Here is a 20,798-nt window from a genome sequence, read left to right as displayed (position 1 = left end):
TGGAGCGAATAAGAAAGAACAAGTGCTCGGAGCAGTTGGGTAAGAAATTTCCTTATCTAGTTATTTTGTCGTATTTTTACTCTTCACGGAGTCATGGCGCATAACTGATTTCAATGCGCCGTGAAGTTTATCGCTGTTGGCGGATCACTTGATAGGTAAGGAGATGGATATATCTAGCCCACCTAATGCCCCTCGTTTGATATCTATATTGCCTGACATCAACTCTACTAAGCTCTTGCATATTGATAGGCCCAATCCTGAACCGCCGGTGGCACGACTTCGAGAGCTTTCTACACGGTAGAGTCTTTCAAAAAGCTTGGGAATTTCTTCATCTGTGACAGTGGGAGAAGAATCTTGAAGCTCAATATTCAAGTGATCTTTATGCTGATACATCTTGAAAACTACACGTCCTGGACTGTCAGTGTAAAGGCAAGTATTTTTACATAAGTTAGTGACAACGCGATCTAATTTGGGCTTATCAATGTTAATGGTCGCCCCTTCTGGAATACAAATATCGCTACTAAAATCAAGCTTATGGCTTTCCGTCATGCGTTGAATATCATAACTGTAGTTTTCAGAGAGTGTTCTTACACACTGAATTTGTTCATTGAGCTCGATGGCGTTGTTTTCTGCTTGAGACAGTTGATATACGTCAGTGATTAGGGCGTTGAGCTGCGATATTTTGTCATTAATCTTACTGTATGCTCGGCTATTGTCGTCAAATAAATTGTGTTCTAATGCTTCAATATGGAGTTTTAAAACACTTAAAGGTGTTCTGAGTTCGTGAGAAATATCAGCAAGTAATTTCTCTTTTTGCTTTAAGTTTTGTTGATACAATTTAGCCGCCAAATTAGCAGAGCGGTGTTTGATAAAGTAGATATAAGTAAGCAATACGCAAATAAACAGTGCCGATAAGCCAGCTATAATCCACGCTTTTTGCATCAATTTATTGTGTTGAAGCTGACTTTGTGCCAAAGCTTTTTCTTTTTCTGATACTTCTAACTGCTGCCGCTGTACTAAGCTACTTATACTGTTTCTAAATGTTTGTGCCTTTTGGTTGTTGACCTTCACATCGTTTAACTTTCGGGCATTGAGTGCTTTTTGAATGAAGGCGAACGCGACATCCATTTGTTTTTGTTGTGATGCAAGCTCTGCGGCGACTTCATAGTAATGTATCGCCAGAGGTGAGTGGGCTTCCTCTGCGACTAAATCTGCCAGCTCAGCGACATAATTCTGTGCTAAGTGCGGCTGTTTTAAATTGAGATAAGCTTTTGACACTCCAATATTAGCATAAATTAATTGAACTGAGCTTTGCGCTTTATTTGCGAAGTCTAGACTCAAATGGGCATTAATAAGCGCTTCTTCAGGTTGTTGTAGCTCCATGTGGCTACTGGCAAGCATATGATAAGCTCGAGACAGGCTTTCATTGGCATTTGTTTGAGTTAGGTATTTGAGTGCTTCATTAATATTTTCAACCGCCAAAGCATGATTTTCTTTCTTAAATGAAACTTGGGACAATCTCAGTGCGCTATCTGCTATGGCAACTATTTCGCCGTGCTTTTTATCTTCAGCAAGCGCCCAACGAAAGAATATTCCGGCTTGTTCGTAATCGTCAAGCCTGACGGAGATGTCGCCTAGATTATAGAAATTGCTAGCTTTTATCGAGTGGTCATCACTTCCTTTCAAGTAGCCTTGAGCTTTCAACTGAAACTGCATTGCCTGTGCGAGCTGGTTTTTATGGTCGTATAATGTACCTAAGTTACTATAAGCTAGGCCTATTAGAGTATTATTCTCTAGCTCTTGTGCGGCTTTTAAGGCGCGATAGTAATGTTTCTCGGCCTCTTCTAAACGTGACATTCGCCGATAGTTAATGCCTTTTTCGTTGTTGAGCGTACGCACAAGCGGCGTATTTAAGTAGTGGTTTTGTTCAATGTAATCCAAAGTGGATAGTGCTTTTTCAAATCGTCCCTGCTTGCGATAGATTTTTGCTTGTAACAATAAGACTTCGAGCGCTTTTTCCTCACTGAGGTTTTCCAAACGCCACGGTTCTATTAAATCTAACGCAATTTGATATTTTCCTTGCTTCTCTAGGTTTTCTAATTCCTCTACATCTATACTCGCAGAGGCGCTCTGGGTAGAGAATATGCAGGCTAGTAACAAAGGAACGAATATTTTCTTCATAATTTTTCAAGTTAAATCAAGACTGTCGCATGCTATGCAACAAATGTGTGACAAATATGGATCATGTAAAGGGGCTTTACAATTCCGAGTAAGTAAAATTTTGCTCTGGAAAAAGGTGTGTTAGTAAAAAAATGATTTATATACAAAAGTGGTTAGTAAAATAGAGATCTAGACTATCTCAGCAGTTGGTAAAAAATTGCTTTGCACCAACAGGAATGGGCATTTCCTGTTCTATTATTTGATTAGCTGCACTAATAAACACGAATTACTACTCAAACACGCTGCGAATTAACCGATTTGAGCTTAACTTGACTCATTTAAAGCAAAATTAAACCTAGCTAGTATTTTGTTGATCCAAGAGCTCTAAAGTGAGTAAAAACGTGATCTGTACTGAAATAGCACTTGTCACACTGAACGGTTTGAGTATATATGGCAAAAAAGGGCCCTGAGGCCCTAATTGTTGGGATAACAATGTTTAAAACTGGTTCATTGTATTGGCTTCTCCACCTGCTTTGAGTGCATTGTCGCCACTAAAATACTCTTTGTGGGTGTCACCAATGTTGGAGCCTGCAAGGTCTTGGTGTTTTACTGAAGCTTGTTCTCTTCGAATTTCCTGTCTTTGCACATCTCTGACATAAGCCAACATGCCGAGTTCACCAAAGTACCCTTCGGATAAGATATCTGTGCTTAGCGCCGTTGTATGGTATGTTGGTAAAGTAATCAAATGGTGGAAAATACCTGCTTGGCGTGCACCATCCATTTGGAAGCTTTTCACCTTTTCATCTGCGATACGCGCAAGTTCAGTGCCATCTAACTCGGGTGCCATGAGCGCCTTAGGGTCAAGGCTTGGATCTGGATAAGCATCTAGTGATTCGCCTTTTGCTTTGAGTTCACTATATGCTTGCTCACGGAACTTCAAAGTCCAGTTAAACGATGGTGAGTTGTTATACACTAATTTGGCATTAGGTACTTGTTCACGTACACGGTTGACCAACTCGGCGATTTGAGCAACGTTAGGCTTTTCGGTTTCAATCCACAACAAGTCAGCACCAGCTTGAAGGCTCGTGATACAATCGAGCACCACTCGGTCTTTTTCGGTTCCTTCTTTAAATTGATATAAGCCGTTGTCTAAGCGTGTCGGTTTTTGTAGCTTGCCATCTAATTTGATAGCCATGTCACCGTCTTGAAGTTGACTGACTTCTTCAATAATTTGTGTCTCTAAAAATGCGGTATATTGGCTTGCAATGTCGCCTGCCTGCTGAGATACAGGAATTTTTTGTGTCAAACTGGCACCGAGTGAATCTGTGCGAGCAACGATAATCCCATCTTCTACACCGAGCTCCAAAAATGCGTATCTCACTGCATTTATCTTGGCCAAAAAGTCTTCATGAGGCACTGTTACCTTACCAGCTTGGTGGCCACATTGTTTTGCATCTGAAACCTGGTTTTCGATTTGAATAGCGCACGCGCCTGCTTCAATCATTTGTTTTGCTAATAGGTAGGTCGCTTCTTCATTACCAAAGCCTGCATCTATATCTGCAATAATTGGAACAATGTGTGACTCATAATTGTCAATTTCTGATTGGATCCCACTATAATCTTGACCATTTGCCTTTGCACCGTCCAGCGCTTTGTAGAGGTGATCAAGTTCTCTGGCATCCGCTTGCTTTAAGAATGTATATATCTCTTCAATCAATTTTGGAACAGCCGTTTTCTCATGCATGCTTTGATCAGGAAGTGGTCCAAATTCGGAGCGCAGTGCTGCAACCATCCAGCCACTTAAGTATACGTATGCGCCTTTTGTGGTTTTTTTGTGCCTTTTCACTGCCATCATCATTTGTTGTGCTGTGAAACCGTGCCAACAGCCCAGAGACTGGGTATATTGCGTCGGATCTGCATCATAGCGAGCCATGTCTTCTCGCATGATTTTGGCGGTGTGTTTAGCGATATCAAGACCTGTCTTGAATCGGTTTTGCAAGTGCATTCTGCTTGCAAATTCAGGATTAATCGATTGCCAATTAAGCTTTTTTGACTCACAAAGTGTAGTGAAGCGGTCAATTTGTGTTTGATAATCACTCATAGTTTTTATCCTTCGAACGAGTAGTATGCTAGGTTGAATCGGTTTGCCACAACGAAAATGTGAGAGGTGCCGTGGCGCTTAATTAAACACTAGGATGACTTTTTAGATTTTTTAAATTTATAGTTGTTATTGTGAGTATATTTTTAATGAATGGCTAAAAGGGTTTGTTTTTGTACAAATTGATTTATTTTTGAATAACCCGTTCAAAAAAATCGCTAATAGGACCTCTGCTATGAGTGCTACTATCCAACAAGCCGGCTTAACGATCGATAGCTTTTTCTATGAATTTGTGAATCAGGAGCTTTTGTCAGGGCTATCACTGAATCAAGAAGCTTATTGGCAAGGTGTCGCAACCATTATCAACAAGCTGACACCGATCAATCGAGCTCTTCTCGCTAAACGTGAAGAAATACAAGAAAAAATTGACCGTTTTCATACTGAAAACCCGGTATGGGATGCTGAGAAATATCGGACATTTTTAGAAACTATTGGTTATTTACAGCCTGAACCGCCTGAGTTTGAAATCTCAACTTTGCAAGTTGAGCCTGAAATTGCTCACGTTGCCGCACCACAGTTGGTGGTCCCTGTAAATAATGCGCGTTTTGCGCTCAATGCAGCGAACGCTAGGTGGGGATCGCTATACGATGCACTTTATGGGACAGATATGTTACCCGAGGCGGATGGTGCAGAGAAAAGTGCAAATTATAACCCTGTAAGGGGGTTTAAAGTCATGGCTTTTGCTCGACAATTCTTGGACAAAGTATTGCCGCTGACTAGTGGCTCTCACATAGAAAGTACCCACTATGCTATTGTCGACAATGCACTTGTCATCACACTGAATGACAGCAGGCAAGTGTCACTATGCGACTGCGATCAATTGGTGGGTTATCAGGGCCAGATCCAAAATCCGAATGTCCTACTATTCAAACATCATGGGCTTCATTTTGAATTGATCATTGATCCTGAAGATCCCGTAGGCAAGGTTGATAAAGCAGGTATTAAAGATGTCATCTTAGAATCTGCGCTCACTACAATTATGGATTGTGAGGATTCTGTGGCCGCAGTGGATGCACAGGATAAGATTCAAGTCTATCGCAACTGGTTAGAGCTTAATACGGGCACGTTAAAAGAGGTGTTCGAAAAGGGAGGTAAAACGATAACGCGTGAGCTCAACCCTGATAGAACATATACATCATTGAATGGTGAGCTATTCAGTTTAAGCGGTCGCGCAATGATGTTTGTGCGCAATGTCGGTCATTTGATGACTACACCAACAATACTTGATATGAATTGTAATGAGGTCTTTGAAGGTATATTAGACGGGATTTTTACCGCGACTGCTGCATTGCATGATCTGCGCAAAAAAGACGGTCTGAGAAACTCCAAAGCTGCCAGTATCAATATCGTTAAACCTAAAATGCATGGTGCTGAAGAAGTTGCTTATACAGAGCTTTTATTTAGCGAAATAGAGCGTTTCTTATCCTTGCCTGCCAATACCATCAAAATGGGTATCATGGATGAGGAGCGCCGTACTTCAGTCAATTTGAGTGCCTGTATTTATGCTGCTAAGTCACGTGTTGTATTTATTAATACCGGCTTTTTAGACAGGACGGGAGATGAAATCCACACTTCTATGCGTGCAGGAGCCGTTTTACCTAAAGAGCAGATAAAATCTCAGCCTTGGATTGCAGCCTACGAAAAGCAAAACGTGGAAATAGGCCTCAGGCATGGTTTTACTGAAAAGGCACAAATTGGTAAAGGCATGTGGGCAAAGCCGGACAAAATGGCACTCATGATGGAACAAAAAGCTGACCAGCTGCGCGCTGGTGCAAGTACCGCATGGGTACCGTCCCCAACGGCGGCAACGCTGCACACCATGCATTACCATGAAGTTGATGTTAAACGATGTCAGCAATGTCTGCTGCAGCATCAATCAGATAGTTTATCTGAATTGCTCACACCGCCGTTAATGCTGCACCCTGAGTTAACTGATGCAGAAATACAAGCTGAGTTAGATAACAATATTCAAGGTATATTAGGCTATGTTGTGAGGTGGGTTGACCAAGGCATCGGTTGTTCGAAAGTACCAGATATTTCGCATGTTGGCTTAATGGAAGACAGAGCGACTTTGCGCATTTCTAGTCAGCACATAGCAAACTGGCTTGTTCATGGGATCTGTACCGAAGAACAAGTGCATAATACCTTCGCTAAAATGGCGGGAGTTGTGGACAGTCAAAATAGCGCTGACCCTAACTATCAGGCAATGTGCAGTAATGGTCATCCCAATTCTGAAAACCTCTCATACCAAGCAGCGTTAGCGTTGGTTTTTGAAGGTAGTGAGCAGCCCAACGGTTATACAGAGCCCCTGCTTCATGCATATAGACGTCAGCGTAAAGCATTGGATATCTAGTCCTTTTTTGTCACTTAAAAATATGACACCTTGTACAGTTTGCATTGCTACAAGGTGTAAACCCCCTTGACGGATCACCCCGCCATCTTTTCCTGATAAATTGTTATTAGATACAAACTGATACACATTGGTATAATAAGACACGCTATTTTATCAGCGCTTTCAATATATTAATTAGCAAATAAATAAGAAAAAGAAATTGCTATGTTATCTAATCAAATAAATAAGCCTGTATACGCAGCTATTTTAACCTGTGGTTTATCTACCTGTGTATATGCCCAGCCCGAGCCCGATTTTTGGGACGGTTTCAGTAACAAACGCGAAGCTGGGGGATTTTTAGCTCTGGGCGCCAGTATGTCATATGGCGGTGGATTGCTGTCTGATATCGATACGAGGACCAACTTGATTGTTAGCGGTAACTATTATTTTGAAAACGGACTTTTCATTGAGGTGCCTGGCAATGCAAACAAATTCGAACCCAGCTGGGCTATGGGTTACAACCTGTATAATAATGATGACTTGGAATTTGACTTAATTTACTCCTCAGCTCATGGGCCGCTTGAGTACAATGTACATCCAAAAGATGGGGGCGATAAAGACCTCACCGCATATCTCGGACTGAGAATGTCTGCGGAGATGGGTAATTATCAATTCCAGGCAATTTTTGCCCCTAAAGCAGACAATAGTGAATATAACCATGGTTTATATGCATCTGCATGGCTGGCTCGCTCTTGGCAATACAAAAATTGGCACTTTTATGGGTCTATTGGGCTGCAGTACCGCAACAGTAACATGCTTGATTACTACTACGGTGTGCCCGATAGCGCAATTATGCTTAATCCCTATGATGCTTCTGGAGGCGTAAACACTCATTTAAAAGTTGGCTTTACTAAACCCTTAAGTGAATCTTGGGTATTAGATGGTACCGTCGGCATTACTGATTTTGCCAGTAGCATAGATGATAGCCCCTATTCTAAGCTGGCCAAAACATATAATCCCAACCGCAGTGAACTTGGTCGTCATATAGCTTTGACACTAAGCTACGTGTTTTAGGGGGTTATCATGAATAAATATATACACTTAGTCATGCTCTTCCCTGCCCTTGTATATGCAGAACCTAAAGCAACCCCCTTTATGTTTAAGCCTGGCCAATGTGTTGCGTTAGAACAAGGCCAGAGTTGTTTTATTGATATTGAAGTGGCATGGCAAACAGAGGTAAAAGGCGATTTCTGTCTATTTATTGATGAAGTTAAAACGCAATGTTGGCAGTCCGCTCAAGTCGGGTTGTGGAAAAATGAGCTAGAAATAAATGCAGATGTCGCTTTGAGTTTGAAAGACGATAAACATCAAATGATTTATAGCGGCAAAGTAAAATACGCGTGGATATATAAAAAGCGCAAAAATAAAGCTGTACGCTGGCGCATGTTTTAAGGATGTACAATGGATCAAACTAGGATTGCTTTAGTCGAAGATGACGTAGAGTTAGCACAGTGGATAACAGAATATCTTGAAGCAAAACAGTACAAGGTCACTGTGTATCACAACGGTGTCTCAGGGCTCGAGGGGATAAAACTCAACCCACCGGCTCTTGTGGTCCTTGATGGGATGCTGCCCGGTATGGATGGGTTAGATGTATGTCGAGCGCTACGAAGCTTAATGGCAATCCCTATCCTGATGCTTACCGCCAGAGATGAAGAAGTCGATGAAATTTTAGGTTTAGAGATGGGCGCGGATGACTATCTAACGAAACCTGTCCGAGGTAGGCTATTAGAAGCCCGCATTAAAAGCTTGCTCAGGAGAACGACCAAAAGTGAAATGCCTAGCGCGTCTTTGATACTTGGCCAGCTTGAAGTGAATCCTGATACTAGAAATGTAATGCTCTGTGGACGCAATATTAAAGTATCGAGCAACGAATTTGATGTTTTATGGGTACTCGCTCAGAATGCGGGCTCAGTCGTAACGCGAGATGCTTTGATCCAGCAGCTCAGAGGGTTTGAATACGACGGTTTTGATCGCTCAATAGACCTCCGTGTATCCCGCTTGCGTAAAAAACTCGGGGATACGCAAGAGCCCTTTAAAATCGCCACAGTGTGGGGAAAAGGGTATCAGCTTGCAAAAGATGTGTGGTAAGGAGACTTTATGTGGCGTTTTGCTGTGGCACTAGTGGCTGTTTTGTTGTTCACCAGCATCTTATTGGGCCAGATGATTGATCAAGTTTATACGTCAGATACTGACGAGACTCAGCTGGCTGCAAATGATGAAATTGAACTTGTTATACCACTGTTACGTGCCATGGCCGCCAGTGAGAAAATTGATTTAGAGGGATTTCCCCAACTTAATACCCGCAATGCATCCATTGTTGTACGTCAACAGGATACATACCCCTTGCCTGCACAATTAAACCAACAGCTCCTGCAAGGAGAAATCATCTATCTCGAAACCCAAGAACAAGTGATGGCTCATCTATTAACCCGAAATGATGCAATTCTTGTATATCAATACGATAAACATCGCCTTGCAGACAACCAGAGCTTGGGCTTAACGCTCTCATTTTATGGGTTATTGATCATCGTCATGATGGTGTTTCTGGCGCCATTTATAAACCGTCTAGTTAAGCTAAGGCAAGCCGCTCATAGATTTGGTGAAGGACAATTAGATACACGACTGAAGGTTGGTACTTTGTGGTATTTGCGTGATATAGAGCTGTCTTTCAACCAAATGGCCGATAAAATTAATGTGTTAATGGATGATGTGAAACTGCTTGCTGGTGGACTGTCTCACGAGCTTAGAACACCTCTGGCACGTGTTAGGATGGGGTTAGACACGCTCGTTGAAACTGATGATGAGAAGCTTAGAACAAAATATGAGGTCAGAATAAATAATCAGTTAGATGAAATGGAACGCTTGCTCCTTCATATGCTTGATTTTGCACGTCTTCAACATAGCCTCGATGAAGCTAGGCCTGTCACTGTCGATGGGCAAAAGATGTTAAATAACGATGTAATAAGCAAATTTGATGATGCGCTTGAAGTGCAATTGCCAAACACCGCATTTTACATTAAAGCGGAGCAAACCTACCTTTCTATGGCACTTTCCAATATTGTGGAAAACGCCGTGAAATACGGTCACGCTCGATGCTTACTTAAAGTAGTTCTTGATAAAGAGCGCGTGATAATTACTGTTAGCGATGATGGAAATGGTATAAACGCACAGCAAAGAGAGGCTATTTTTAAGCCATTTGTGAGGCTAAATCATGGACCTGAGCGTGGTTTTGGCATTGGTTTAGCGTTTAGCGCCAAAATTGTACAGCGATACCTTGGCTCGATTACAGTAGATAGTTGCCCACAGCTGGGAGGAGCCCGGTTCACCTTATGTTTTTCGCGAGTTAACGTATGAAGTCGTGAAGTATTCATGGCCTGCAGGCTGCCCGAACCTTAGATTTGTTTCGTATAGCTTAGCAACAACAGCTCGAATTCTTTGTGACTATTTATTCTTTTATTTTGATTTTAAATCCACTTTGATAAGTTTTTTCTGTGCAGGCAGAAAAGGTAAAAAATTCCCCGTATGTCTTTTTACATGTAATATTTTCGTTTCAATTTAAGGTAAATATGACATTCAATGACCAACAAAAACGGCGCTTAAATAGTTTGGTAGGAATTTTAATCCCCTGTTGAACAATCAATTAGGATTTTTGCTCTAATTTATGTTTGACGTATTTGGAACCTTCCTATAAATTCCATTTTAAATTTATACAAACAGTAGTTACTGGCAAACTAGGTGAAAGCCTAGGACGCAAAGCTTCCGGTCTAAAGGCACTGTATTTTCATGCAGAGCCCACGATAGCGGGGTTGCTTCATAATCTTGGAATGTTATGAATACTCATTAAGGAAGTGTGTGCCAGATCTACTCAATATCGCTATATCACTAGCAAATTGAGGTTAGACATGAAAAGCTTTTCAAGCAAAACACTTGTATCTGCACTATGTGCTATTGCAAGTACTTTTCCTTTACAGGGGTATGCAAATGATTTTTGGCATACCTATCTAGAGTCCAGATCTGAACAGTCGGATCTTAGAGATCCCAATACTAAGATCCCGGATGATATGATCCTTGCAAACTACTCATATGCCGGTTACCAATTTTCAAACCACGCTATCCCGGATGTAAATAGCTTAGGTTATCGCACATTTGATGTGACTGACTTTGGTGCTGATATCAAGCTAGGTCAATCGGATAAACAAGCACTAAGAGATACGATTGCAGCGGCCGAAAAGTATATTGATGCAGGCGGAAGTGGTGCAATTATTTATTTTCCCAACGGAATATATGATTTAAATACACAAGCTGATATTGCTCACCTTGATATGTCCGATACTGCTGCTGGAAGAAAAAGCCGTGCAAACGCATCGATTAAGGTGTCTCGTGGCAATATGATTTTACGCGGCGAAAGCAAACAAAGTATTTTATATATGGATAAGCATCTTGATTTAGTCTATCCATCAAAGATGTGGACAAGCCCCTACTTATTCGAAATAGGATATAACTACGATAACCGTGACCCGCGTGTTAAAGGCGTTAGCCAAAAAGTGGTGTCTCCCAGTGGCGAAAGGTTTATCACAGATATCGTTTCTGCACACCCTAGGCATTCAACTCGCTCTGTACGAGTCAGTAATAGCAGCCTACTCAAGGTAGGACAGTGGGTTCAATTATCTCGCTTTGACCCTCGTGAAGAAACGATCGGCAAAGCGTTGTCACCATACAAATTAGATGGCAATTGGGGGCTAATTAAAAAAGGGTTACGTTCCCAAGAGTACCATCAAATTACCGCGATTGAAGGCGAGCAAATCACATTTGCCGCGCCAATTCATCACGAGATTCAAAATGATGGATATTGGGGATTAAAAAAGGCAACGTTAGTTGAAAATATCGGTATTGAAAATCTCACTATCCAAGGTAATTGGCAGGCAGCATTTAAACACCATTTAAGCGGTGTTCATGATGGCGGTTGGAGTGCACTGCGCATTTCTCGTGTAGCAAATGGTTGGCTGAGAAATGTTGATATCGTCGACGTAAACCAAGGTATTACCGTGGTGAATGGCGCCGCGATGACATTGAAAGACATTAAATTTACCGGAAACCCAGGGCATTTAAGTCTAGATATAAACTCCTCTACTCATGTTTTGGCTCGTGATATTGATGATCAAGCTGAACATTGGCATGCAGCTGGATTTTCACATAAAGCGGCGGGTAACGTGATCTCAGGTTCTGTGCACTCTGAGAAGCGCTTTCACAACTTACATGCAAATATGCCATACAGTAATCTCATTGAGAACAGTAAAGGTGGATGGAACTATGGGTTTATGGGTGGGTCGCAAGGGTCTCAGCCAAATCACTTAAAGCATTTAGTATTTTGGAATGTAACAAACACAGCGCAAAATGATGAGATCGAGCAATGGGCATTTATGCGTCATGACAGTAAGTATGGCCGAGTGATCATGCCATACGTTGTCGGCCTAAATGGTGCGGGTTTTAATGGTTTTGAAAGCCAACAAAGATATGATGCGAGCTTGGCTGATGTGCCACAAGCTCATATACAGCCAGTAACTGATATTGTGAGTCTGTATGATGCGCAATTAATGCAGCGCCGCTGTGCAAAGCGTGTGACTGGAGAAGGTTTAGTCGGCGCATGGTCTCTTGTACAAAGTGTGTGTGACCTTTCAGGAAATGGGTTACATGGGCAAGCTTATGGCGACTATCAGGGGTCATTCAATGGTTCCGGACAGCGTGTAGAGCTGGGCGATATTGATAGATTTAGTCGTATTGAGTTGGAGTTTAAATATGACACTTGGAGTACGAAAAAAGCGGGTTTTGCTTTATCTAAGGGTAATTACGGTACCAAAAACCCATTTTATATTCAGGTTAATAAACAAGGTGTGATTAGCGCACGTGTCAATGGACAAGGTGTCAATGCGGGCATTTACGCAGATGGCAAGTGGCACAAACTTGTTATGCACCTTGATGGGAACTTACTTTCATTGCACATTGATGGTCACTTCATAGGTTCAAAGGAAGTGGTTTTGCCGGAGCAAAATGATAGCCCTCTGAGCATCGGCTCTCCGGTAAAAGGCACCTACCCCTTTATTGGTGAGATTAAAAACGTGCGTGTTTTTCAATGAAATAAATGAGCGTGTTACTCCTTATGAGATAACAAGCGCTTGTCTCAAAATTAATGAATTCAGCCTACAAAGGTTGGTCAAAAAAATGTTTCAAGGTAATTAACGATGACAACACTACCTCCGTACAAAAAGTATGCGCTAATTAGTCTCGCTTTGGTATTTGGCTGGTTTTCAACTTTTGCTTTTAACGGTATCGAAGTAAACGAAACTTCTATGTATTGTTTAAAATTAAAAGATAAAGCCAATATGGATTTATGTAATAAAGTAACCCTTTAATACTGCATTGGATCGGGCCTGAAGTTCAATATTTCGGGCCTGTTTTTTCTCTTCAATCTCCCCATGTACTGTGTAACAAGCTTGAATTCAAATATTGCAATTAAGCACTGGATGTTTCACTTATCCTCCAACAATTTCTTACAATCAGAGGCTATAAATGTGCTAATTTTGTACACTTCAAGTCGGGTTATGGAGCGCTGATTTTTGAAAAAGTTAATTGTTCTTCAATGCATTACCGTGATGTTGTCTGCATCAGGCTGTGTATACTCACCTAACAAGCACGTTTACTATGATAAGGCCTGCAAGCTTGAGCGAGAAGTGACCGAGGTGTCGTCAGACTACTTATATAAGCCTAAAGATGGTCAATTGCCGGCGATCCCCAGCAACTTATTGGGTCCTGCAATTATAATGGCATCATCGTCCATTGTTTCTGCTGTAACCTATGCATTCAACAACTCAATTGAGTCAGTTGAGCATAGAAAAGCTTGCTTGGATAAAGGTATCAACCCGAGAACAAAGAAGCCGCTTCACCCGAGAGAAAATACAGGCCCAAGCCTATGTAAGAGCAACGATTTATGTACGATTGAAAGGGCGTACTAAGGGATGTAAAGGGGGTTTACATCAAAACAGAAAAAGCCGCAACAGCGGCTTATCCAGGGGTAATCAATATCAAGTTTTGGTTGGGGTTAGCTTTCGTTTTCTAGAAGCTTACCTTTACCGATTTCTATTTTCCTCGGCTTTAGTGCCTCTGGAATTTCTCTTTCAAGGCTAATTACAAGTAAGCCATTTTCTAACTCTGCGCCGATCACTCTAACGTGATCTCCTAGTTGAAAGCTTTGTTCAAAGTTGCGTTCGGCTATGCCTTGATGAATGAATTTACGTTCGGTTTTTTGCTCTTTATCGGCTTTTTGGCCTTTTATTCTGAGTGTGTTGTTTTCAGACTCAATGTGTAGTTCATCGTTGGTGAATCCAGCGACCGCCATGGTAATTTGATATTTGTCTTGGTCTAGGGCTTCAATATTGTATGGTGGATAACTTGCTTGCTTGCCATTGTGGGCCGCACGATCCATAAGTGAAGCTAAGTGGTCGAAACCAATGAATGAACGGTAAAGTGGAGTTAGATCTACGTTGCGCATAATAATATATCCTCAATTAAAGCGATAATGCTTGTTTACTCTTCGCATGAACCAGTAAACAAGGTTAAAAACAATTTTCTTAATTTGGTTTGGGACCCTGTCGGCGTCCTCAATACACTATCTATGGACGACCAAAATGATTTTCAAGAAAAAAGCTGAAAAAAATAAAAATAATTTTGAAAAGCCCGTATACCGGGCTTTTATGAAAGGGAGGTGACTTTTGGAGCTACTATTGTAGTTTTGCTTTTCCTGCATATACGGTAAATTGTTTGCCAATATGTACCTGATCGTTTTTAAATCCAACAAATGGAACGTGGTGCCAATTTGCGGTTAAACGCTCCGAGTTGATATCTAAAGTTACAAACCCTCTATTAGCCAAATCTACATAACGTATATGCGGGTTTTCTGGCATTAAAATCTTGCCAACATCACCTACAATTTGTTGCAATCCAGGCACAGGAATTGATGGGGAAGTTACTGACGATGTGACTATCTCTACAGCAACTGCGCCATCATGGGTAAAGCGGTTGTATTTCCGCCAGTCATAAGGATCTTTACAAATATTAGCCGCCCATGATGAGTGCACATCGCCTGTGAGTACAACGACGTTGTCGATATTATTGGCCTCAATAAAGTCGAGTAATCTTGCTCGGGCTGCTGGGTAGCCGTCCCATGCATCCGTATTTATAGGTTTACCTAGCATCTGAATTTGCATCATTTGTACTTGTTGACCTAGCAATTGCCATGTCACACCTTGGCGTTTGGCGTCTAGTAAATTGTCTTGAAGCCATTGCTCTTGTTCATAGCCAAGTAGTGAGCGTTGCTCTTCAAGTCTCGCGGGGTCATTGACTTCAACTTGCTTATCGCGACCAACGAAGCGAGTATCTAACATGTTGAGCTCTGCTAAATCACCGAACTTAAAACGTCGGTATGCTTTTTCGCGGCTGTGGCTATTTGGTTCTCTGATTGGCATCCATTCGTAATAAGCTTGAATTGCTGCTTGGCTACGAGTTTGCCATGTACCCTCTCCTTCATTGTGATTTTCAGCACCACCTTGCCATGCATCATTGGTAAATTCGTGGTCATCCCATATGCAAATCATGGGGTGTGTTTGGTGAAGTTTCTGTAGGTCTTCATCTGTTTTGTAGCATGCATGGCGCAGACGGTAGTCAGATAGGTTAACCATTTCATGTGCTGGCACAACTTTACGATTCCAAAGAAACGGGTTGCGATATATATCCTTGTTACCGTATTCATAGAGGTAATCTCCTAAATGTAATACCGCGTCAAGATCGGAGATCTCGGCAATTCGCGCGTAAACATTGAAGTAGCCATAGCTAAAGTGAGAGCAAGAAGCCATGGCGAGTTTTATATTAGAGACATCGAATAAAGGTAGCGTTTTAGTCTTACCAACAGGTGAAATGATGGGGTTATCTAACTCATCAACAATAAATCGGTAAAAATAACGGGTATTTTCTCTCAGTCCCGTGGCATCTGCTTTCACAGTAAAGTCGTTTTGTTGAGAGGTAATTACATGGCCTGAGGCGACGATAGACGAAAAATTGGTATCGGAGGCTACTTGCCAAATAACCTTGACGGTGAGTGTATCTAAGTCAACTTTGTCGCTTATTTCTTTGGGTATGGTAATTCGAGTCCAAAGAATGACGCGATCATCAAGCGGATCACCACTGGCAACGCCATGACTAAAAGGGCTTTCTGAAAATGTACATCCAGATAATGAGAGCGTTAAAGGCAAGGTGGAAAGTACAACACTACCTTTGATAAAACTGCGACGGGATATGTTCATAAGTAATTACTCTAACTTTTGCTTTTTTTGCATATTTAATATGCAAAAGGTTAAAGTTTAATTTCATTTATATGATTTGAGCGATTATTTAGGTTATTTAAATGCGAAATTGTAAATTATATATTCGGTAAACTGAGCTATTAATCGAGAAGAGGTTAAGTAGTATTTAGTTTGTTTTTTATTTTTATATTTATAACGTTATGCATTTTAAAGAAATTTTTATAAATGAGAGTTTTTCATTAGTTATTTTTTTTCCTTTTGCTTCGTCTTCTTTGAGTAACTATAATTCAACTTTTAATTGTGTAATTGGCAATTCTGACAGTATAAGTAGTGCGGTCAGACTAGAACGAGTCTCTTGTTTAACCTGTCATTTACACTAAACTTTAACGACAAAAGTAATAATGTGATTTCAAGAGTCAGCCTCTAAATCACAGTGAAATATCGTGGTAGTAATATACTCACGTTCATTGAGATAAATAATATGATAAAAAATCTGCGAACTCCCCTTTGTGTTCTTCCTATTGCGCTGGTATCCAATTTGGCAATGGCTGATTGGTCTAGTACTATTTCAGGCGCATCAGACTATACATTTAACGGTATTAGTCAGACAGAAAATGATTTTGCAATTCAAGCGAGTCTAGATTACAGCGACACAAAAACAAACTGGTACGCAGGATCTTGGGCATCAAACGTTGATTTTAGTGATGGCACTGATGTTGAAGTTGATATCTATTTCGGACGTACTTTTGACTTAAGTAGCACTTGGAGCTTGGATGTTGGGATAGCCTACTACAGCTATTACGGGGGTGATGATTCCAGTGATTTAAACTACCCAGAGGCGTATACGAAATTTGGCTACGACAATGCTTTGGGTCAAACGAGCTTTAACTTTTTCTATAGTTGGGATTATGCAGGTACAGAGGCAGGTCATACGATTACGTCTCTTTCCCATGCTTTTTCAATTGCAGAAAATCACGACATCACGGTTAGTTATACCGTTTCAAACTCTTTAGATGGTGACAAATTTAGCTGGGATGGCAGTGATACCTCTTATCACTATTATGAGCTAGCGTATTCTACCAGTATTTCAAACTTCGATATTGAGATTGCCGCGCAAGACACGTCAATTGATTCTGATACATCTGATGAGCGAATTGCGTTTTCAGTTTCTCGAACATTTGACCTGTAATGAATATTTATAGGTCATAAAAAAAGCCAGCATCAGCTGGCTTTTTTATAGTAATACGAGTAATTACTTTTTAACGATTGCGTTGTGATAAACGTTTTGCACATCATCACAGTCTTCTAGCATCGTCATGAACTTTTCAAAGTTCGCTACGTCGTCTTCATTCTCGATTTCAACGTGTGTTTGTGGGATCCAAGTGATTTCGTCCACTTCAAACGTAATGCCTTCAAACGCTTCAGTCAGTGCTGTTTTTGCTTTGAAGTACTCAGTATTTGGTGCAAATACTGACACTTTACCGTCTTCAACTTCTACGTCTGTGACGTCAACGTCAGCCATCATCAGTGCTTCTAGTACGGCTTCGTCATCATCTCCGGCAAAACCTAAAATGGCGAAGTGGTCAAACATATGTGCAACACAACCAGGGCTACCAATCTTTGAATCTGTTTTGGTGAAAGGTAAACGTACGTCTTTGATTGTACGGTTAGGGTTATCTGTTAGGCAGTCAACGATAACCATGCAGTTACCTGGTCCATAACCTTCATAACGTGCTGGTGAGTAATCTTCACCTGCGCCACCAGCTGCTTTTTCGATTGCTTTTTCAATAACGTGTGCTGGAACTTGATCTTTTTTAGCTTTTTCAATCAAGCGGCGAAGGGATAGGTTTGTTTCAGGATCTGCACCGCCATTTTTTGCTATAACGTAGATCTCTTTACCGTATTTAGAATTGACCTTGGTTTTTGCCGCTGCCGTTTTTGCCATGGCGTTTTTGCGGACTTCAAATGCTCTACCCATCTTAATTCTCGTTATTTGAAATTTTAATGGCCAAGATTCTAGCAAGACTAAAGGCTTTGGGCCATACCCTATTGGGTTTGAGGTGGGCTATCTTCAAGATTAAGTGTTAATTTGGTCTGTTCAGGCCAGCTGATGCAGTGCTTTTACGTTAATTTGCTCAATCAATGCGGGAAATTGGCTCCACTCTGATAAAATACAGTCTGCAAAGCGCGCGTACTCAGGCATTTCTTGCTGAACGAAAAGGCAAGACATCATGTTAGCGTTATGCGCAGCCTGAATGTCGTATAAGTAATCCCCTACATACACACACTCTTCACTTGGCAAACCCCACTGCTGCGCAATACCTTGCAGCGCTGACGGATCTGGTTTGGCCGGGGCATCATCTCTAGTCACTAAAATATCAATGGGCATATTACAGCGCTGAAGTTTAATTTGAGCAGCCTTCGTGAAATTTCGCGTCACAATCGCCAGTTTGAACCCTTGATTATAAAGTGTCTCAACTGCTTGTTGGGCACCGGGTATGAAGGTGCATTGGTTGGCATCATGTAGTTCGTGTTGGTGTATGAGTGCCATGGCTTCTTCACGCATGTATGGAGATGGTAGGGAGTCGACAAACTTTAGTAGATCATCTTCTCTTTGGCACCCTAGCTGCGCTTTCATCATCGCAAAATCTAAACTAGAAGTGACGAGTGTGCCATCCAAGTCGAATATAATTCCTTTGATCATGCGCTTCTTACCTCTTATTCCATAGCAAGACTACAGTGTCTGCTTTAAACATAGAGTACGCGAAATCAGGTTGCAAAGATCACAGTTAAAAATTGTTCGAATCGTTACTGGCCCTACCATTTTGTCAAAATGCTGACCTTAAAAAGCTTAAAGTGTGAGTTTGTCCTTAATTGATTACTGTTGTTCATATATATAATTTGAAGTTATCTTATTTGTAAGTGTTCATATAGCTTAAATTTAGTTTTCGACCCATTACTTCCATCCATTGTAGTCGTGGCTTTTTGATTTTATCTGTATTTTTATCAGTTTTTTTATGTTCCATTTTTAACCCTCACTTAATGCTGAGACAATAATTATGTGATATAAAGCAGGGTAACTCGAACGATATAAATTTAACTGTTCCATAAGTAGAGGTTATGTATAAAGAGTTGGTTAATGTTTCTGGGCTGCGAATGGTTGAAGCGGCTGCGAGACTGAAAAGCTATAGTAAAGCGGCTGAAGAACTCCATGTTACACAGGCTGCGATAAGCCAACAAATTCGCAAGCTTGAGGGGCAATTAGGGTGCAAACTATTTTATCGTAAAGGTCGAAGCATGCATGTTACTCAGCAAGGTGCTGTACTGCATGAGGCTATTTGCTCGGGGTTTAATAGCATTATTGAAGGACTTAAAAAAATTCAAAGTGAGCCTCTCGCTGGTGAGCTTACGATTACAACAACACAGTCATTTGCTTCTTTGGTACTTGTGCCTAGAATGTGGAAGTTTGCACTGGCCTACCCTGATATTACGTTGAAAGTACTTACTTCTAAAGAGACTGAAGATCTGCGCCTAGGCAAAGTAGACGTCGCCATTCGCTATGGCAGAACGCCATATCCCGAGTATCATTGCGAAGTTTTGTTTGACGACCCTATTGTGCCTTTATGCTCTCCCAGCGTGGCAAAACAGCTGGATACACATGACCCTAGCAGCTTAAAGCGCTGTTGGTTGATAGACTATGCTGCAAAAGAGTATTGGCCTGAGTGGTTTGAGCGTTTATCCATTGATCCAGATACCAGTCATTGTCAGATTTTGCAGGTCAACAATATCGATGTCGCCATGAGTGCTGTGCTGGCCGGTCATGGTGTTTGTTTAGGCTCGGCTAAACAAGCGGCTCATTATATAGAGCAAGGTATGCTAGTTCAGCCCTATGCACACGGGCTTGAACCTGGCACACAATATCGCCTTATGTATGATTTGGAATCACCTCGCGTGCTACGAATTAAAGCATTCAATACTTGGTTGCGGGACGAACTTGCAAGTACTTGACTGTTCAATTGAGCTGGTTTATCGCATAGTTTTTGAGTAAATTAGCCAACGTGATTAAAAAATAATAAGAACAAACAATATGATTTACCTAGTTACAACTGTGGTTTTGATATTTTGCAGCAGCATATTATTTATCCCTAAGCTCAAGCAGTTTACCCAACGTAATGAGTTAGCAAGTAACTTTGTTTTAACGCTAGTCGCAACCTTAATTGGTGTATTACTGGCGATAGCAATCAGTAACTATGATGCGAATGAGAAAGAGCGAGAGGATTTAATTAAGCTCCTTTATGCGGCAGAAGCTGTCGTTAAAGAAAGCCAAGATTACAGCATTTTATTACTCGATCATTACCAAGAACGTTTTAGTGATGGCGTCAGTAAAGAAGTAAAAACTACATTCTTTGACAAAAACCCACTGGTATATCCTGAATATTTAGACGCGTTGATGTCTCAGCATATATTCATTAAAAACCTTTCCCAAGAGTCCCTGACTGAATTGAGCGAGCGGTTAATCGTGATGAAAAGAGCAAAAAGCATCATGCCAGAGCAATTTATTAAAAGCACGTCATATGTATTGTACATTTTGGAACAAGAAAGAAGGTATCAACAAGGAGAGATAACCTTAATTGAACTCGAAGTTTTACTTGATCTTAAAGAAGATGAAATTGATGCAGGGCCATAACCTTCTATGAATATGGCCCTGCATCCATGTGATTGATGGGTTGCT

The 20,798-nt window shown here is 41.1% G+C and carries 17 protein-coding genes and 1 riboswitch; of the genes, 11 read left to right on the top strand and 6 right to left on the bottom strand.

Translation table 11 applies throughout. The features are described 5' to 3' along the window. Positions 1-144 precede the first annotated feature (144 nt). A complete protein-coding gene (locus tag N480_RS12710) occupies positions 145-2,181 on the bottom strand; it encodes a tetratricopeptide repeat protein (RefSeq protein WP_063372874.1) in 2,037 nt (678 codons plus the stop codon). 475 nt (positions 2,182-2,656) lie between these two features. After that, positions 2,657-4,261, bottom strand: coding sequence for an isocitrate lyase (locus N480_RS12705; RefSeq protein ID WP_063372873.1), 1,605 nt, complete (start codon positions 4,259-4,261; stop codon positions 2,657-2,659). Between the two features lie 232 nt (positions 4,262-4,493). Here N480_RS12705 and N480_RS12700 point away from each other — a divergent pair, with 232 nt between their 5' ends. The 8 genes from N480_RS12700 to N480_RS12670 all read left to right on the top strand — a co-directional run bounded on the left by N480_RS12700 (position 4,494) and on the right by N480_RS12670 (position 13,723). Beyond that, positions 4,494-6,671, top strand: coding sequence for a malate synthase G (locus tag N480_RS12700; protein ID WP_063372872.1), 2,178 nt, complete (start codon positions 4,494-4,496; stop codon positions 6,669-6,671). A 204-nt stretch (positions 6,672-6,875) separates the two neighbouring features. Beyond that, entirely contained in the window at positions 6,876-7,724 is an 849-nt protein-coding gene (locus N480_RS12695) for a MipA/OmpV family protein (RefSeq protein WP_063372871.1), read from the top strand. A gap of 9 nt (positions 7,725-7,733) precedes the next feature. Continuing rightward, positions 7,734-8,102 (top strand): DUF3019 domain-containing protein, encoded by a 369-nt coding sequence (locus tag N480_RS12690; RefSeq protein WP_063372870.1) that lies wholly within the window; start codon positions 7,734-7,736, stop codon positions 8,100-8,102. Between the two features lie 9 nt (positions 8,103-8,111). Then, complete coding sequence (locus tag N480_RS12685; RefSeq protein WP_063372869.1) at positions 8,112-8,801, top strand: response regulator transcription factor; 690 nt, start codon at positions 8,112-8,114, stop codon at positions 8,799-8,801. Between the two features lie 9 nt (positions 8,802-8,810). Continuing rightward, positions 8,811-10,067 (top strand): ATP-binding protein, encoded by a 1,257-nt coding sequence (locus N480_RS12680; protein ID WP_063372868.1) that lies wholly within the window; start codon positions 8,811-8,813, stop codon positions 10,065-10,067. A 361-nt stretch (positions 10,068-10,428) separates the two neighbouring features. Further along, a riboswitch (cyclic di-GMP riboswitch) is annotated at positions 10,429-10,527 on the top strand. An 88-nt stretch (positions 10,528-10,615) separates the two neighbouring features. Further along, positions 10,616-12,847: a DUF4955 domain-containing protein gene (locus N480_RS12675; protein WP_063372867.1), complete on the top strand. Its 2,232-nt coding sequence runs from the start codon at positions 10,616-10,618 to the stop codon at positions 12,845-12,847. Between the two features lie 105 nt (positions 12,848-12,952). After that, complete coding sequence (locus N480_RS25365; RefSeq protein ID WP_155732844.1) at positions 12,953-13,123, top strand: hypothetical protein; 171 nt, start codon at positions 12,953-12,955, stop codon at positions 13,121-13,123. A 204-nt stretch (positions 13,124-13,327) separates the two neighbouring features. After that, the gene (locus tag N480_RS12670; RefSeq protein ID WP_155732843.1) at positions 13,328-13,723 is read left to right on the top strand and encodes a hypothetical protein; all 396 of its coding nucleotides are present in this window, start codon (positions 13,328-13,330) and stop codon (positions 13,721-13,723) included. Between the two features lie 86 nt (positions 13,724-13,809). Here the strand turns inward: N480_RS12670 and N480_RS12665 are convergent, their stop codons facing one another. Together N480_RS12665 and N480_RS12660 are read right to left on the bottom strand one after the other, a co-directional pair. After that, on the bottom strand, positions 13,810-14,259 hold the full coding sequence (locus N480_RS12665) for an Hsp20 family protein (RefSeq protein ID WP_063372865.1): 450 nt from the start codon (positions 14,257-14,259) through the stop codon (positions 13,810-13,812). Between the two features lie 229 nt (positions 14,260-14,488). Continuing rightward, on the bottom strand, positions 14,489-16,066 hold the full coding sequence (locus N480_RS12660) for an alkaline phosphatase D family protein (protein WP_063372864.1): 1,578 nt from the start codon (positions 16,064-16,066) through the stop codon (positions 14,489-14,491). 481 nt (positions 16,067-16,547) lie between these two features. Between N480_RS12660 and N480_RS12655 the strand changes: the two genes are divergently transcribed. Continuing rightward, positions 16,548-17,255 (top strand): TorF family putative porin, encoded by a 708-nt coding sequence (locus N480_RS12655; protein WP_081231866.1) that lies wholly within the window; start codon positions 16,548-16,550, stop codon positions 17,253-17,255. A gap of 63 nt (positions 17,256-17,318) precedes the next feature. On the opposite strand, the gene N480_RS12650 is transcribed toward N480_RS12655, so the two are convergent. Beyond that, positions 17,319-18,044: a YebC/PmpR family DNA-binding transcriptional regulator gene (locus N480_RS12650; RefSeq protein WP_063357996.1), complete on the bottom strand. Its 726-nt coding sequence runs from the start codon at positions 18,042-18,044 to the stop codon at positions 17,319-17,321. A 120-nt stretch (positions 18,045-18,164) separates the two neighbouring features. Further along, complete coding sequence (locus tag N480_RS12645) at positions 18,165-18,770, bottom strand: HAD family hydrolase (protein ID WP_063372863.1); 606 nt, start codon at positions 18,768-18,770, stop codon at positions 18,165-18,167. A gap of 416 nt (positions 18,771-19,186) precedes the next feature. On the opposite strand from N480_RS12645, the gene N480_RS12640 reads away from it, so the two are divergent. After that, on the top strand, positions 19,187-20,074 hold the full coding sequence (locus N480_RS12640) for a LysR substrate-binding domain-containing protein (protein WP_063372862.1): 888 nt from the start codon (positions 19,187-19,189) through the stop codon (positions 20,072-20,074). A 79-nt stretch (positions 20,075-20,153) separates the two neighbouring features. Beyond that, entirely contained in the window at positions 20,154-20,753 is a 600-nt protein-coding gene (locus N480_RS12635) for a hypothetical protein (protein WP_063372861.1), read from the top strand. The last annotated feature ends 45 nt before the right edge of the window (positions 20,754-20,798 follow it).

The sequence above is a fragment of the Pseudoalteromonas luteoviolacea S2607 genome (genome assembly GCF_001625575.1).
Classification (GTDB): domain Bacteria; phylum Pseudomonadota; class Gammaproteobacteria; order Enterobacterales; family Alteromonadaceae; genus Pseudoalteromonas; species Pseudoalteromonas luteoviolacea_E.
Note: the sequence above shows the minus strand (reverse complement) of the source record. Positions and strands in the feature narration are given on the sequence as shown.